Here is a 14,710-nt window from a genome sequence, read left to right on the forward strand (position 1 = left end):
GACGATCCCGGGGGCCTAGACCGTCTCGGCGCGCTTCTGCCGCGCGGGCTCGGCGGGGTCGGAGGGCCCGTTCCAGATCGAGACGATGCCCCAGACGACGGCCGCGATCGGCACGGCCAGCACGGCGCCGACGATGCCGGCGAGGACGGTGCCCACGGTCAGGGCGATCAGGACGATCAGCGGGTGCAGCTTCAGCGAGCGCGCCATCACGACCGGCTGGAGGAAGTTGCCCTCGAGCTGGTTGACCCCGATGACGACCAGGATCACGATCAGCGCGGCGACCGGGCCGTTGGCGACCAGGGCGACGAGAGCGGCGAGGATGCCGGCGGCCGTGGCTCCGACGATCGGGATGAACGCGGTGAGGAAGACGATGACGGCCAGCGGGATCGCCAGCGGCACCTGGATGATCGCCAGTGCGACTCCGATGCCGATCGCGTCGACCGCCGCGACGGTCGCCGTTCCGCGGACGTATCCGCCCAGCACGTCGACCGTCTTGTGCCCGACGCGCTTGGCGCGCTCGTAGCCCGAGCCGGTGAAGGGGCGCAGGAGGAACTCCCAGATCTTCGGGCCGTCCTTCATGAAGAAGAAGAGCACCACGATCATCAGCACGAGGCCGGTGATGAAGTTCGCCGCTGCGGAGACACCCGCGAGCGCGCCGTTGCCGAACGAGCTGGAGGTGAGGAAGTCGACGACCGACTGGCGGGCGGACTCGATCTGCTCGTCGGTGATCTGGAACGGCAGGTGCTGCACGTAGTCCTGCAGCGAGGTGATGCCGTCGGAGGCGCTGCTGACCAGCTCGTCCCACTGGTTGCGGACCGCGACCGTGATCAGCCAGCCGACCGCGCCGAGGATCGCGAGCAGCCCGATCAGCGCCAGCCAGGTCGCGAGGATCGACGGCACGCCCTTGCGCCGCATCCACGCCAGGACCGGGTGGATCGCCGCGGCGAGGATGAGCGCGATCATCACGGGGATGAGCACCAGCGTGAGCTGCGTCATCGCGAAGACGAGCACCGAGGCCAGCAGGAGGACGATGACCACCTGGAGGCAGCGGGTGGCGAACCGGCCGAGGCCGTCGCTCCAGACCCGCCGCTGCGGATCGGGTGCGCTCGGCTGCGGCGCGGCGGCGCTGGTCGAGGAGTCGTTGCGGTCGAAGAAGCCCATGGAGGGACGGTATCGGCTCGGGCCGACCTGCCGTCCCTCCTTGACACCCCGGCCGCGCCGCGGCGATCCGGGGGTCAGAGACCGGCGGGCTTCTCCTTCGTGCGCAGCCAGGTGTCGAAGAAGTCCGCCAGGTCGGAGCCGGAGACGTTCTCGGCCAGGGCCTGGAAGTCGGCGGTCGTCGCGTTCGAGTAGCGGTTCTCGGAGGCCCAGCGCTTCAGCAGCACGCCGAACGCGTCCGCGCCGATCCGGTCGCGGAGGGCGACGAGGGTCAGGCCGCCGCGGGCGTAGACGGGCGCGTCGAAGAGGCCCGCGGCTCCGGGGTCGGCGACGGCGGTCGACCAGAACGGGTCGTCGGCGGGAGCGGCGGCGACCCGGGCGGCGGACTCGGTGACGCTCGCGCCGCCGGTGTGCTCCTCCCAGAGCCACTCGGCGTAGGTCGCGAAGCCCTCGTTCAGCCAGATGTCGGACCAGGTCTCCGGCGTGACGCTGTCGCCGTACCACTGGTGCGCGGTCTCGTGCGCGACGGTCGACTCGTCCGCGCCGCCGGAGTAGAACGAGCGGCCCTGGGTCTCGAGGGCGTAGCCGATCCGCTCGTCGTCGACCACGGCTCCGGCCGAGCGGAACGGGTACGGGCCGAAGACGGAGGAGAAGTAGTCGATGATCGCGCCCTGCTTCGCGAGGGCCGCCTCGGTGCGGGCGCGGGAGTCGCCGGTGATGTCCCGGTCGATCGCGTCGATGGTCGTCACGCCGCCCTGGGTGGAGCGGACCAGGTCGTAGTCGCCGATGTTCACCATGGCGAGGTAGCTCGCCATCGGGCTGGTCTCGACCCAGCGGGAGGTCGTCCACCCCTTCGACGTGGTGGGGGAGCCGACCGGCAGGCCGTTCGCGACCACCGTCCGGCCCTCCGGGACCGTGATGCTGAAGGTGTAGCGCGCCTTGTCGGCGGGCGAGTCGTTGACGGGGTACCAGGTCGAGGCGCCGTCCGGCTCGCTGGCGACCAGGGCGCCGTCGTCCGTCGACCACCAGCCGAAGGGGGCCCCGGTGCCGTCGACGGGGTTCCCGGTGGTCCCGGCGTAGTCGATGCTCACCAGCGCGGGCAGGCCCTTCCGGAGGGTCCGGGCGGGCGTGACGGTCAGCTCGTCCCCCGACTGCGAGAACCGGGCGACCCCGGCGTTGACGGTGACCTTCGAGACGGTGAGGCCGGTCAGGTCGAAGGAGAGCGAGCGCAGGTCCTTCTGGGGCGCGAGGGTGACCACGGCCCTGCCGCCGAGGGCCCGGGTCGCCGGATCGTACTTCAGGACGAGGCTGTAGGTGAGGGCGTCGAAGCCGCTGCTGCCGAGGCCGGGGAAGTAGGGATCGCCGGCGCTGGTGCCCCCGTCGACGGCGCCCGCGCGGGCGGCGGGGGAGGCGATGGCGGCGGGTGCGAGGAGGAGGGAGGAGGCCACGAGCGCGCAGAGCGCGGCTGACGCACGGAATGTCATGTCGGCACGCTAGCGGGCGGGCGTTTCGTGCGCGTGTCGGCACCGTGCCGAGGAGAAGCCCCGTCGATCGACGGACGGGCGATCACGTTCCTGCCGGGGCGAGTCAGCTGCGGAATCCGTCGCGGTCACGGAGCATCGCACGGTGGAATTACCCATTCGAGCCGCCGGAGCCCCGCGGATCGTTGCGGCGGCGACGGATTCCGCACTACAGTCGCCGTGTTCATACAGGTGCATGGGGTGCGGTACCCGAAGCCGCACTGCACCGCCCTGCTCGGAGCAGACGCCTCCGCCGGGAGGGATGACGATCCTCTCTCCCGGCGGGAGGCGGACCGGGCGGATCCGCCCGGCCGCCGCCGGCGCTACGCCGGGACGCGCACCGTCAGCCCGCCGGGCTCGATCCAGGTGCGGAACGCCGAGGTCGAGCCGAACGGATCGCCGTCGAGCTCGATCTCCTGCGCGTGCTCGAGGCGGACCGTGAGGTCGCGGCCCTTCACGTACCGCAGGGCCGACACCTCCTTGGTCAGGCCCATCAGCTTCTTGCCGACGACGCCGCTGCGGCGGAGCACGCCGTTCTCCCACACCACCTTGAAGATGATCTGCACCCAGCCGAAGAAGCCCTCGGGGCGCAGCAGGACGATGTCGAACTCGCCGTCGTCGACGGCCGCGTCCGGCAGTAGGAGGATGTTCGCCGGCAGGGCGCCGCAGTTGCCCACGATGATCGTGTGCGCGCGCACCTTGCGGGTCTTCGAGCCGTCGAGGCGGTAGCGGAACTCGAGCTGGTTCTTGTCGAGCAGGGCCTTCCGCAGCGCGTCCACGTAGGCGAGCCAGCCGGCCCGCTTCTTGAGGTCGTCGTCGGTGTTGGCGAGCATCTTCGCGTCGATCCCGAGGCCCGCCATCACGACGTAGGCGTGGCGGTCGCGGCCCGTGGAGGTCTCGATGTCGATCATCCCGACGTCGATCGCCCGGTCCTGTCCGGAGAACGCGACGGTCAGGGAGTTGTCGATGTCGTCGAGCGTGAGGTTCAGGTTGCGCGCGAGCAGGTTGCCGGTGCCGGAGGGCAGCAGCGCGAGCGAGGCGTCGGAGCCTCGGAGGGCCTCCGCCACGACGCGGACCGTCCCGTCGCCGCCGGCCGCGATCACGACGTCGGCGCCCGCGGCGAGGGCCTCCTTCGTCTGACCGGCCCCGGGGTCCTCGACGGAGGTCTCGTACCAGAGCGTCTCCTCCCAGCCGGCGGCCTCCTCGGCGCGCTTCACAGCGGCCTTCACCGACTCCAGGTCGACCTTGACGGGGTTGTAGACGAGCGCGGCACGGCGGCGCTCAGGCATCGTCGCGGCTCTCGTCGAGCTCGTCGCCGTTCTCGTCGACACGGCCCGGTCGCACGGCGGCGTCCTCGCGGATGTCGATGCGGGTGTCGCCGGCCTCGGTGGTCGAGACCTCGATGCGGGGGGCCGCGTCGGCCTCCGTCGCCTTCGGGGCGCTGGTCAGCTGGTCGTGGCGGTCGTCCGCGCTCTGGTCGGTCATGCCTGGACGGTAGCAGCGGGCGATCCGCGCCCGCGCGGGCTTGCGTCAGCGGCTGCGTGCCGCCTGGAGACCCCAGAGCACGAGCGGGATCTGGAGCGGGAGGCGCAGCAGCGTGATCGCCCGGGTCCGCGTCCGACGGGCGTCCCGCGCCATCTGCACGTTGCCGGGGAGGACGGCGGCCATCAGGGCGGCGGAGGCGAGACCGCCGGCCGCGCGGGTCCGCGGGTGCAGCGTCGCGGCCGCGCAGACCAGCTCCGCCGCTCCCGAGACGAGGACCCATCCGCGCGCCGAGCCGGGCATCCCTCGCGGGACGACCGCGTCGAAGGTCCGCGGGTGCACCAGGTGCACGACTCCCGAGACCGCCATCGCCGACACGAGCACGAGCGGGCCCGCGCCCAGGCGGCTCATCGGCCCTCCGCCCCGCGCTCGAGCGGAGCGACGTGGTCGAGGATCCGGCGCCACTCGCGCACCAGCGCCAGCCGGCCGGCCCCGTCGACCGTCACGGTGCGCGCCCGCGCGAGGCGGCCGCGGTACCAGCGGCCGTCCTCGGCGCTCGCCACCGGGTCCGCGTCGCCGTGGACCAGGAGCGTCTCGGCGGTCACCCGGTCGAGGTCGTCGGCCCAGGAGCCGTCGCGGAGCGCCGCGAGGTCGGTCGCGGCGCCGCTCGAGCCCTGCCGCCAGCCCTCGGCGAGCATCCGCTCCAGCCGGTTGCGCAGTCCGCCGTGGGTGGCGAGCACCGGGTCGTCGGAGTCGATCCCGAGCGCGTCCAGGCCCGGCTGCGTCTGCGGGAGGGCGGCGGCGATCGCGTCGGCGTCCTCTCCGCGGAGGGTCTCGCGCCGCTCCCACGCGCTGGTGGGGTGCACGATCACGCCGGCCTGCGGGGGCGCGGGGGTGCCGACCAGCGCGAGGCGGTCCACGAGGTCGGGGTGCCGGGCCGCGAGCGAGAGCGCGAACGCGCCGCCGGAGCCCCAGCCGACCACGCCGACGCTGCCGAAGCGGGCGCCCTCGACCATGCGGGCGGTGCGCTCGGAGCGGCGCAGGTACTCGGCGAGGTCGTCCGCGCGGTCCTCGACGCGGCCGTGAGCGGCGTCGACCGGGTCCGAGGCGCCGTAGCCGGGGCGGTCGAGGATCAGCAGGTGCAGGCCCCACGGGCCGGTGACAATGGGGTCGGGGTCGAAGCCGCCGGCTCCGGGAGTGGGGTGGCAGAACACCACCAGCCGGTCGGCGACGGGATCGCCCGCCGCCGAGACGCCCATCCCGCGGCCGGACCGCAGCTCGAAACGGTGGTTCGCCATGTCGCCTCCCGGGTGCGCCGAGGGTCGGCGCGTCGCCCCCAGTCAAGCGGAGACGGCGGCCCGCGCGCTGGGCCTTGTGCCGGAGCGGGAGCAGTCGGACGCGTCCGGAGCGGGCGTGCTCGATGCGGGTGGTGCGACCGTCGTCAACCCCGGTGACGCGCCCTCCGCCGTCCGGTGGACTGGACGGTCCCTCGAGGAAGGACCACCCGTGATCCGCACAGCACTGCCCGCGACCGTCGACGACGTGGAGCTCGACCCGGTCGGCGACGACGGCTGGCGGGTCCGCGCCCGCACCGAGGACCCGCGGGAGCCGGAGGCCGTGCTCGGCTTCATCACGCCGGTCGACGGCGGCTTCGAGGCGCACCGCCTCGGGCTGCCGCAGGAGGACGTGACCTGCCCGTCGCTCGAGGACGCGCTCTCGAAGTACGTCGCCGAGGAGCCGCTGCCCGCGTGGATCCGCACCGCCCGGACGGAACCGCGCACCGGCTTCCTCGGCGAGCGGGAGGTCGTGGTCGGCACCCCCGAGGCCGAGGGGGCGGGCCTCCTGGTCGTGCACGTCGACGGCGAGCTCGCCGGGCACGTCGTCGCGACCACCCCGATCGCCTTCGTCGCCGAGCGCGGCGACCTCCCGCCCCTCGTCGTCGAGTCGATGGACGGGCTCCTCGCGCTCGTCTCGGGACTGCGCCCGTAACCCCTGACCCCCGCGGAGGTCGACCCCCGTGGCAGGCGGTCGGCCGCCGCCCAGCGTGCTGGGAGCGGGCCGGCACCGCCGCCGCCCCGCACCACGGACGACGAAGGGAATCACCATGACCGACTTCACCGACCGCACCGCGATCATCACCGGCGGCGCCGGAGGCATCGGCCTCGCGACCGCCCGCGCGCTCCTGGACGCCGGAGCCCGCGTCGTGCTGGTCGACATCGACCAGTCGGCGCTCGACGAGGCGGCCGCGGGCCTCGAGGCGGAGGGGCGCGTCCTCACCGTCCGCGCCGACGTCTCCGACCCCGACGACGTCGACCGCTACGTGAGCGCGACCGTCGACGCCTTCGGCGGGATCGACGTCTTCTTCAACAACGCCGGCATCGAGGGGAGGGTGGCGTCGATCGTCGACACGGCCCCCGAGGACTTCGACCGCGTCATCGGCATCAACCTGCGCGGTGCCTTCCTCGGGCTCCGCTCCGTGCTGCCGCGGATGATCGAGCAGGGGCGGGGCAGCGTGATCAACACCTCCTCCGTCGCCGGGCTCGACGGCGCCCCGGACCTCAGCCCCTACGTCGCCTCGAAGCACGGGGTCGCCGGGCTCACCAAGAGCGCGGCCCTCGAGGTCGCGGGCACCGGCGTCCGGGTCAACTCGATCCACCCGTCGCCCGTGAACACGCGGATGATGCGCTCGATCGAGGCGGGCGGCGGCGACGCTGAGAAGCAGCGTGCCGCCTACGAGGCCGGGATCCCGCTCGGACGCTACGCCGAGGCCTCGGACATCGCCGCGCTGGTGCTCTTCCTCGCCTCGGACGAGAGCTCGTTCATCACGGGCGCCCAGTACCGGATCGACGGCGGGATGGGCGCCGGGCAGTAGCGGCGCGGGCCGGGCCGCGGGCGGGAGCCGTCGTCGCCGACGCACCGTCCGTTCGCCCCATGTTCACGTGACGCCGCGGAGAAGGGGAGCGAGGATGGGGGCGTGTCCCGTCGCCTCCTCCTCCCCGTCGCCGGCGTCCTCGCCGCGGCCCTCGCCGCCGGCGGGCTGACGCTCCTCGTCTGGACGATCGACGAGACGCCGTTCGCACGGCCCGACGCCGGCTTCGACCGTCTGACGAGCGAGGTCGCCGCGGTGCCCGGAGTCTCCCTCGACGGCGCCGAGCGCTGGGTCGAGGCGCCGGCGTTCGGCCCGCCGACCTCCTGGGTCGGGGTCGCGGTCGAGGAGCCGGCGCTCGCCGACGCCCTCGCGACGGCCTGTGCGACCGAGTACGCGGATCCGGTGCTGTGGTCGTTCCGGGCGACGTCCGCAGGCGGGAACACCCTCTCCTTCGCGGGCGCGGAGGAGCCGACCGCCGCGTGCCCCGCTCCCGCTGTCGACGCGTCGGCCCTGCTCGAGCGGATCGACGGGCTCGGCCGCGGCCTGGAGCTGCACGCGTCGCTCCGCGAGGGGGCCTTCGCCCTCGACTCCTTCGAGGACGTCTCCGGCGGGCTGCCCGCGCTGCTCCCGATCGTCCGGGCGGCGGAGGACCTGCGGGACGCTGCGGGCGCGGAGCGGGGCGCCCCGGTCGAGATCTCCGGTCCCTGGGCCGCGATCACCGTCGGTCCCGGCGAGCAGGAGCGGACCGCCGCGCTGCTCACGACCCTCGTCGAGGAGCACGGCGTCACCGCCTACTGGGCGACCGAGGACGGCCTGCGGATCGTCGCGCCCGACGGCGGGCACGCCGCGATCGAGGCCGCCGTGCGCGACTCCGGGCTGCCGGTGGCCGACCGGTCCCTGCGCTTCGAGGCCGACGAGTCCTGACGCCGGGCGGCCGTGAACGGGTGCGGCCTGGCTCAGACCTCGGTGGCGGGTGCTCGACGGGCTCCCCGGCTCACGACGGGAGGCACCTCCAAGACGGGGACTGCACGCTTCATGAACCGGTCGAAGTCCGGAACAGTGAACGCGGCGTACCCGTGCTCGGGAGTGAACAGGAGCCATATCCCGATCAGCTCCGCGCGGACCGATCCGAGCTGAGTGGACGCGCGCTCCAGAAGCGCCGCGACGTCGCCCGCTTTCTGGGGCTCTGGTCCGAGCTCCGCCATGGCTCGCATGTACGCGGTCTGAAGTGGACTCGCCCGATCGAGTCGCACGCGGAAGAAGGAGCTGTCCAGCTTCGCCTCCTAGGCCTCCCTCGCCAATTCGACGTCCTCCCGGTGGATGCGATCGTTCTCAGCCACCGTCCAGACCTGGTAGCCCAGTTCCTGGATGAAAGAGGGGTATCCGCTCGTGATCTCGACTGCGAGCTCAACAGCGTCGTCGTCGTAGACCGCGCCCTCGGCCGCTGCCGGCTCTCGGAGAGCCGCTACCGCTTCGTCGTGATCGAGCGAGTCGATCCGCGGAAAGGTGAAGAGCCGCTCGGCGTACGATCTCGCATCGCCGACCAGCTCGGCGATCTGCGGAGGACCGGCACCGACGAACGTGACGGGGAGGCTCCGCTGCACGGTCTTGTGGATGGCTTGGATGAGCGCTTAGAGCTGCGGTGAGTCGAGGAACTGGACCTCGTCGATGAGCACGACGATCCCCTCGCCCTGCTCGGCCGCCGCTTCACCCACGGCGACGAGGACGTCCGTCAGGTCCAGTCCGAGATCCCGATGATCGGCCACCCCTTCTGCCGGCGGTACACCCCATCCGATGGACCACACGCCGTCCGCTCCGACAGACACCGCGAAGGCGCTCAAGACCGCGGCGGCGTGCCTCCCGCGGTCGGTCCATCTCGCGCCGGGGGACAGGCGGAGGAGCGCCGCCTTGAGCTGGGATGCCAGCACCTGGCGGAACCGGCCCTTGTCGTGCTTGACCGCCTCGAACTCGATCACTTCCCCGTTCTCCTCCTGGGCGATCGTCCGGAAGCTGTTGAGAAGGACCGTCTTTCCGACGCCCCGCAGACCCGTGATGGTCATCGACTGGTTCGTGCGGCCCCGTCGCAGGCGCGTCAGCAGCGTGCGGAACGCCTGGGTCTGCTCGTCTCTGCCGATGAGGATCTCCGGTCGCGCTCCAGCGTTCGGCGTGTAGGGATTGTCGACGGCATCCATACGGGCCGGTTCAGGAGTCTTACTGTGCTTTATCCAGATCGAGTGAAGCGCAGTAAAGCCATCGAACGGCGCCCGTCACGCGCGCCAGGCCGCCAGCTCCTCCGCAGCCGCCAGGACGCGGTGGGTCGGCGAGAGGTCGAGGACGCGCGCGCCTGAGCGCCTGCGAGGCCCGGATCCCGCCTCCTGGACCCGCGACCCAGGGAACGCTGGCAGGATGTACGGGACGGTCGGTGCGCGAGAGCGCGCCGCACGGACGGCACCGCCCGCTGAGAGCGGCCCCGCCCGGCCCCGTCCCGCACACCTCCACCCGCTCCCGACAGCGCTCACAGCGCCGGAGCGACACATCACCGCGGCCCGACCGGGCGCGCGGTCGGACCCTGCGCCGCGCGCCCGCGTCCAGCCACTCCCTCCCGGAAGAACCGCATGAGAAACGCCAGAACCGCCAAGCCCGCCCGCCACCACCTCGAGCTCCCCAAGCCCAAGCCCCTCGAGAAGGGCGCCATGCGGATCACTCCGCTCGGCGGCCTCGGCGAGATCGGCCGCAACATGACCGTCTTCGAGCACAAGGGCAAGCTGCTCATCGTCGACTGCGGCGTCCTCTTCCCCGAGGAGAACCAGCCCGGCATCGACGTGATCCTCCCCGACTTCGCCGCGATCCGCTCGCGCCTGAAGGACATCGAGGCCATCGTCCTCACCCACGGCCACGAGGACCACATCGGCGGCGTGCCGTACCTCCTCAAGGAGCGCGGCGACATCCCGATCATCGCCTCGACCTTCACCCTCGCGCTGATCAGCGCGAAGCTGCAGGAGCACCGCATCACGCCGCGCACGCGCCCGGTGAAGGAGGGCGACCGGATCGACGCCGGCGTCTTCGACCTCGAGTTCCTCGCCGTGAACCACTCCATCCCGGACGGGCTCGCCGTCGCGATCCGCACCGAGGCCGGCCTCGTGCTGCACACGGGCGACTTCAAGATGGACCAGTTCCCGCTCGACGGGCGCACCACCGACCTCCCCGGCTTCGCGCGCCTCGGCGACGAGGGCGTCGACCTGTTCCTGGTCGACTCCACGAACGCCGACGTCCCCGGCTTCGCGATCTCGGAGGGCGACCTCGCCCCCGCGATCGACCAGGTGTTCCGCACCGCGCCGCGCCGCATCGTCGTGTCCAGCTTCGCGAGCCACGTGCACCGCATCCAGCAGGTCCTCGACGCCGCGCAGCGCCACGGCCGCAAGGTCGCCTTCGTCGGCCGCTCGATGGTCCGCAACATGGGCATCGCCGCCGACCTGGGCTACCTCAAGATCCCGGCCGGCCTCGTCGTCGACATGAAGGTGCTCGAGAAGCTCCCCGCGACCGAGATCGTGATGATCTGCACCGGTTCGCAGGGCGAGCCGATGGCGGCGCTCTCGCGCATGGCCAACAAGGACCACATCATCGACATCGGCCCCGGCGACACCGTGCTGCTGGCCAGCTCGCTGATCCCCGGCAACGAGAACGCGATCTACCGGATCATCAACGCCTTCACCCGCTGGGGTGCCACCGTCGTGCACAAGGGCAACGCCAAGGTGCACGTCTCGGGCCACGCCAGCGCGGGCGAGCTCGCCTACTGCTACAACATCCTGCGCCCCACCGCGGTGCTCCCCGTGCACGGCGAGTGGCGCCACCTCACCGCGAATGCGGCGATCGCGACGCGCACCGGGATCGACGAGAAGGACGTCTTCGTCATCGAGGACGGCGTCTCGATCGACCTGGTGAAGGGCCGCTCGCGCATCAGCGGGCGCATCCCGGCCGACCAGATCCTGGTCGACGGCACCACGATGGGCGTCGCCACCGAGGACGCGATGAACGACCGCATCGTCCTCGCCGAGGAGGGGGCCATCACGGTCCTCGCCATCGCCGACCTCGACCGCGGCACGCTCGGCGAGCCCGTCGAGTTCTTCACCCGCGGCTTCGTCGAGGAGCCGGGCTGGAAGGCCAATGCGAGCAAGGCGATCGACGACGCCGTCCTGCAGGCCGCGGGCAAGCCGGTCGAGCTCGAGGCCATGGAGGCGCTGATCACGCGCACCCTCGGCCGCTGGCTGACCCGCCGCCACCGCCGGAACCCGGTCATCACCACCATCGTCGTCGAGGAGTAGGCGCCTTCCACGCCGCCCTCCGCCTCCGCTACCCCCTGCCCCGCGAGGCGCGGGCGGAGCAGAGTGGGAGGGTCGGCAGGTCGCCGACGCGAAGGGAGAGCGCCATGAGCACCGACCGCACCACGGGTGAGGACACCGAGAAGACCGAGGACCTCCCCGACGGCACCGGGACGGACACCTCCTCCGGTGGCGGCGACACCGACACCGTCTCCGGCGGCGAGCCGGACGAGCCCGCCGAGTAGGGCCGTGAACGACGAAGGGCGGGACCGCGAGGTCCCGCCCTTCGTCGTTCCGCCGATCAGATCAGCGGGCCGTCGCTCTCGCTCGAGCGGCGGGTGACCTGCTCGCCGCTGGCCGGGTCGACGGCCGAGCGCGTGGTCGAGACGGCCTGGCGGCGGCGCGTCAGCAGGACCAGCCCGAGGATCAGGCCGACCGCTCCGGCCGCCATGAGGATGTAGCCGACCAGCCTCAGGTCGATCCCGGACACCTGCACGTCCACCGCGAAGGCGAGGACCGCGCCGACGACGAGGAGGAAGATCCCTGCTCCGATGCTCATTGCGTGCTCCTTCTGACTGCCGCCGGAGCGCACGCGGGAAGCGCGCAGGGGCACCGGCGATCGCCCCACGGTAGACCCCGGGTCCGGCGGCCCCCAGGCCTTCCGGCGGGAGCCTCCGGGGGTGTAGGGCGGTGCGGGTCAGCGGTCGGAGACGCGGAGCATCACGCGGGTGCGGTCGGCGCGGGTGACCAGGCCCTCGATCAGGAGGAACACGCGGTACTCGAGCCGGTACTTCGCCAGGAACACGCGGCCCAGGCGCTCGACCTCGCCGGGGTCGGCGTCGATCTCCGCGGCGGCCTCGACCGGCACCGCGTAGTCGGAGACGCGGCCGCGGCGGTCGCACGGGACGAGGGTCACCCGCGCGTCGTTGCGGAGGCGCTTCACCTTGCCGCTGCGGCGGGGAGTGGTGACGATCAGCTCGTGGCCGTCGCGGGCGATCCAGACCGGGGTCGAGACGGCGTCCCCGGACTTCCGGAACGTGGTGAGCGAGACGAAGCGCTCGTCGGCGAGGGCGGTGAGGTCCTGGGAGAGGGGCATGTCCGAAGTAGAGCGGCCGGGAGCGGTCACCGCAAGCCTCCGTGGCACCTCGATCCGCCCCCGTAGGGTGGAGTGATGACCGACGCGACGCCTCTGATCGGCCCGACCGAGGCGCCCGATCTGCACGTGATGACCTACAACATCCGCCGGCGGATGCCGCGCCTCACCTCCCGCGCCGTCGACCAGTGGGACCGGCGCCGCCCGCTCGTCCAGCGGGTGCTGGAGCAGGAGCGCCCCTCGATCCTCGCCGTGCAGGAGGCGCTGCCGGACCAGTCGGCCGCCGTGCACGAGGCGCTGGGCTCCTCCTTCGAGGCGATGGGCTTCGGCCGGGACGCGGACCGCGGCGGCGAGCGCGTGATGCTCTTCGTGGACCGCAGCCGCTACGCCGTCCGGCACTGGACCCAGATCGCCCTCTCGGACACCCCGGACGTCGCCGGCTCGCGCAGCTGGGGCAACCGCATCCCGCGCACCGCCGTGATCGCGGAGCTGACCGATCACGCGACCAGCCGCGAGCTCACCGTGATCTCGACCCACTTCGACCACATCTCGCGGCGCTCGCGCCAGCGCTCCGCCGAGCTGATCGCCCGCCGCGTCCTCGAGCTCGGACGCCCCGCGATCGTGATGGGCGACACCAACACCGACGTCGACACCGTCCCCTACCGGACGATCCTCGAGGAGGGCCGCCTCGCGGACGCGTGGGAGACGGCGGAGAAGCACCTCACCCACTCGTGGAGCACCTTCTCGAACTACCGCCCGCCGGCGCCGGGCAAGCGGATCGACTGGCTGCTCGTCAGCGAGGGCGCGTTCGAGGTCGTCTCCGCGGGGATCAACGCCGTCCGCTACGGGGGAGCGGCGCCCTCCGACCACGAGCCGGTCCAGGCCGTGCTGCGCTTCACGAACCCGTGAGCGGCTCCGCCCTCGTCGAGACATTCCTGGTGCCCCCGCGCACCCGCGGGGAGTGGACGGCCGACGGCATCCGCGCGATCGGGGCGGCGAGCATCGTGGCGGCCGCGATCGGCTGGGACCTGGTCGACGTGGCGGTGCTCGCGCTCGCGGCGATCGGGCTGGTGCTGCCGCGCTTCCTCGGCATCCGTCCGGCGCTCGACGCCCTCTTCGGGCTCGCGCTGCTCGTGGCGTCCTGGAGCAGCGTCCTCGGCCTCTACGAGGCCTGGCCGCAGTGGGACCTGGTCGTGCACTGCGTGCTCAACGGGCTGATCGCCGCGGTGGCCTACATCGTCGCCGCGCGGGCCGGAGTCGTGCCTGCCGTCGCGGGCGATCGCGGGCCGCTGCTCCCGGCGGTCGTGCTCTGCGCCTGCTTCGGGACGACGGCGGGCGTCCTGTGGGAGTGGGGCGAGTGGGCGGGGCACCGCTTCATCGACTCCTCGATCTTCGTCGGCTACGAGGACACGCTCGGCGACCTCGCCGCAGGTGCGCTGGGCTCGATCCTCGCCGGCGCGCTGATGCGCTTCTGGTCCGCGAAGTCCCGGGTGGTCGGACCGGGCGCCTCGCGCGGCGTCGGAGGTGCGGCGTAGCCTGTCCCGCATGTGCGGCCGCTTCGCGATGGACTCCGAGACCGATGAGCTGATCCGCGAGTTCGTCGCCGCGGGCGGGCGCGCCGAGGACTGGGCGCCCGACTACAGCGTCGCTCCCACCGACGTCGCGCCGATCGTCCGCGAGCGGCTCCACGACGGCGAGCGGGAGCGCGAGCTGGAGCTCGCGTCCTGGGGCTTCACCCCGTCCTGGTCGAAGGGCAGGGGGCCCTCGCCGATCAACGCGCGCCTCGAGTCGGTCGCGACGAACGGCCTGTTCCGCGGGGCGTTCGCCAAGCAGCGCGCGATCGTCCCGATGCGCGGGTACTACGAGTGGGAGACCCGCGCCGACGGCAAGCAGCCCTGGTTCCTGCAGGGCGAGGAGCCGATCCTCGCCGCGGCCGGCCTCTACACGGCCCGCAAGGAGGGCGACGACTGGCGCGTCTCCTTCACGATCATCACCCGCGAGGCGCGCGACGCCTCCGGCGAGGTGCACGACCGGATGCCCGTGTTCCTCACGCCCGACGTGCGCGACGCCTGGCTCGACCCGGCTCCGCTCGCCTCCGCCGAGGAGATGCTCGCCACCCTCGATCGGGCGTCCGTCGCGATGGCCTCGACCGTCACGGCCCACCCGGTCGACCGCCGCGTGAACAACTCCCGCACCGTCGACCGCCGCGACCCGGGCCTGCTGACGCCGGTCGCCTGAGGCCGTTCGCTCGGAAGGCGCGGGACGATCC

19 protein-coding genes are annotated in these 14,710 nt (G+C 72.7%); 8 read left to right on the forward strand and 11 right to left on the reverse strand.

Annotation, left to right across the window (positions count from 1 at the left end; all coding sequences use genetic code 11):
- Window positions 1-15: 15 nt before the first annotated feature.
- From C5C71_RS04295 to C5C71_RS04320, 6 genes are all read right to left on the reverse strand, one after another.
- Window positions 16-1,161 carry an AI-2E family transporter gene (locus tag C5C71_RS04295; RefSeq protein ID WP_104226105.1) on the reverse strand — a complete coding sequence of 382 codons (1,146 nt, stop codon included), beginning with the start codon at window positions 1,159-1,161 and terminating at the stop codon, window positions 16-18.
- A 74-nt stretch (window positions 1,162-1,235) separates the two neighbouring features.
- On the reverse strand, window positions 1,236-2,642 hold the full coding sequence (locus C5C71_RS04300; RefSeq protein ID WP_104337200.1) for a M1 family metallopeptidase: 1,407 nt from the start codon (window positions 2,640-2,642) through the stop codon (window positions 1,236-1,238).
- Between the two features lie 359 nt (window positions 2,643-3,001).
- Window positions 3,002-3,967, reverse strand: a complete 966-nt coding sequence (locus C5C71_RS04305; RefSeq protein ID WP_104222931.1) for a diacylglycerol kinase family protein — start codon at window positions 3,965-3,967, stop codon at window positions 3,002-3,004.
- The gene (locus C5C71_RS04310) at window positions 3,960-4,163 is read right to left on the reverse strand and encodes a multidrug transporter (RefSeq protein ID WP_104222930.1); all 204 of its coding nucleotides are present in this window, start codon (window positions 4,161-4,163) and stop codon (window positions 3,960-3,962) included. Before C5C71_RS04310 ends, C5C71_RS04305 begins: the two co-directional genes overlap by 8 nt.
- Before the next feature lie 45 nt (window positions 4,164-4,208).
- Complete coding sequence (locus C5C71_RS04315) at window positions 4,209-4,571, reverse strand: hypothetical protein (protein WP_104337201.1); 363 nt, start codon at window positions 4,569-4,571, stop codon at window positions 4,209-4,211.
- Complete coding sequence (locus C5C71_RS04320) at window positions 4,568-5,458, reverse strand: alpha/beta fold hydrolase (protein ID WP_104337202.1); 891 nt, start codon at window positions 5,456-5,458, stop codon at window positions 4,568-4,570. Before C5C71_RS04320 ends, C5C71_RS04315 begins: the two co-directional genes overlap by 4 nt.
- A 208-nt stretch (window positions 5,459-5,666) precedes the next feature.
- On the opposite strand from C5C71_RS04320, the gene C5C71_RS04325 reads away from it, so the two are divergent.
- The 3 genes from C5C71_RS04325 (at window position 5,667) to C5C71_RS04335 (ending at window position 7,953) form a co-directional block, all read left to right on the forward strand.
- A complete protein-coding gene (locus C5C71_RS04325) occupies window positions 5,667-6,149 on the forward strand; it encodes a hypothetical protein (protein ID WP_104337203.1) in 483 nt (160 codons plus the stop codon).
- 115 nt (window positions 6,150-6,264) lie between these two features.
- The gene (locus tag C5C71_RS04330) at window positions 6,265-7,032 is read left to right on the forward strand and encodes an SDR family NAD(P)-dependent oxidoreductase (RefSeq protein WP_104337204.1); all 768 of its coding nucleotides are present in this window, start codon (window positions 6,265-6,267) and stop codon (window positions 7,030-7,032) included.
- A gap of 102 nt (window positions 7,033-7,134) precedes the next feature.
- Window positions 7,135-7,953: a hypothetical protein gene (locus C5C71_RS04335; protein WP_104323656.1), complete on the forward strand. Its 819-nt coding sequence runs from the start codon at window positions 7,135-7,137 to the stop codon at window positions 7,951-7,953.
- 32 nt (window positions 7,954-7,985) lie between these two features.
- Here the strand turns inward: C5C71_RS04335 and C5C71_RS17855 are convergent, their stop codons facing one another.
- The 3 genes from C5C71_RS17855 to C5C71_RS17865 form a co-directional block, all read right to left on the reverse strand.
- On the reverse strand, window positions 7,986-8,234 hold the full coding sequence (locus C5C71_RS17855) for a hypothetical protein (RefSeq protein ID WP_258068640.1): 249 nt from the start codon (window positions 8,232-8,234) through the stop codon (window positions 7,986-7,988).
- A gap of 78 nt (window positions 8,235-8,312) precedes the next feature.
- On the reverse strand, window positions 8,313-8,633 hold the full coding sequence (locus tag C5C71_RS17860; protein ID WP_258068642.1) for a hypothetical protein: 321 nt from the start codon (window positions 8,631-8,633) through the stop codon (window positions 8,313-8,315).
- A 27-nt stretch (window positions 8,634-8,660) separates the two neighbouring features.
- Complete coding sequence (locus C5C71_RS17865; RefSeq protein ID WP_258068643.1) at window positions 8,661-9,221, reverse strand: ATP-binding protein; 561 nt, start codon at window positions 9,219-9,221, stop codon at window positions 8,661-8,663.
- A 423-nt stretch (window positions 9,222-9,644) separates the two neighbouring features.
- Here C5C71_RS17865 and C5C71_RS04345 point away from each other — a divergent pair, with 423 nt between their 5' ends.
- Together C5C71_RS04345 and C5C71_RS17480 are read left to right on the forward strand one after the other, a co-directional pair.
- Window positions 9,645-11,351 (forward strand): ribonuclease J, encoded by a 1,707-nt coding sequence (locus C5C71_RS04345; RefSeq protein WP_104222925.1) that lies wholly within the window; start codon window positions 9,645-9,647, stop codon window positions 11,349-11,351.
- A 104-nt stretch (window positions 11,352-11,455) separates the two neighbouring features.
- Complete coding sequence (locus C5C71_RS17480) at window positions 11,456-11,593, forward strand: hypothetical protein (RefSeq protein WP_159940924.1); 138 nt, start codon at window positions 11,456-11,458, stop codon at window positions 11,591-11,593.
- 56 nt (window positions 11,594-11,649) lie between these two features.
- Here C5C71_RS17480 and C5C71_RS04350 read toward each other — a convergent pair whose 3' ends face one another.
- The gene (locus C5C71_RS04350; RefSeq protein ID WP_104262774.1) at window positions 11,650-11,907 is read right to left on the reverse strand and encodes a DUF6458 family protein; all 258 of its coding nucleotides are present in this window, start codon (window positions 11,905-11,907) and stop codon (window positions 11,650-11,652) included.
- Between the two features lie 138 nt (window positions 11,908-12,045).
- Window positions 12,046-12,444 (reverse strand): PPOX class F420-dependent oxidoreductase, encoded by a 399-nt coding sequence (locus C5C71_RS04355; RefSeq protein WP_104246944.1) that lies wholly within the window; start codon window positions 12,442-12,444, stop codon window positions 12,046-12,048.
- A gap of 75 nt (window positions 12,445-12,519) precedes the next feature.
- Here C5C71_RS04355 and C5C71_RS04360 point away from each other — a divergent pair, with 75 nt between their 5' ends.
- The 3 genes from C5C71_RS04360 to C5C71_RS04370 are packed head-to-tail and all read left to right on the forward strand — an operon-like array spanning window position 12,520 to window position 14,679.
- Window positions 12,520-13,350 (forward strand): endonuclease/exonuclease/phosphatase family protein, encoded by an 831-nt coding sequence (locus C5C71_RS04360; RefSeq protein ID WP_104337205.1) that lies wholly within the window; start codon window positions 12,520-12,522, stop codon window positions 13,348-13,350.
- Between the two features lie 29 nt (window positions 13,351-13,379).
- The gene (locus C5C71_RS04365) at window positions 13,380-13,976 is read left to right on the forward strand and encodes a hypothetical protein (RefSeq protein WP_146078785.1); all 597 of its coding nucleotides are present in this window, start codon (window positions 13,380-13,382) and stop codon (window positions 13,974-13,976) included.
- A gap of 10 nt (window positions 13,977-13,986) precedes the next feature.
- Window positions 13,987-14,679 carry an SOS response-associated peptidase gene (locus C5C71_RS04370; RefSeq protein WP_104226115.1) on the forward strand — a complete coding sequence of 231 codons (693 nt, stop codon included), beginning with the start codon at window positions 13,987-13,989 and terminating at the stop codon, window positions 14,677-14,679.
- The last annotated feature ends 31 nt before the right edge of the window (window positions 14,680-14,710 follow it).

This window comes from Rathayibacter sp. AY1C1 (assembly GCF_002932105.1).
Taxonomy (GTDB): domain Bacteria; phylum Actinomycetota; class Actinomycetes; order Actinomycetales; family Microbacteriaceae; genus Rathayibacter.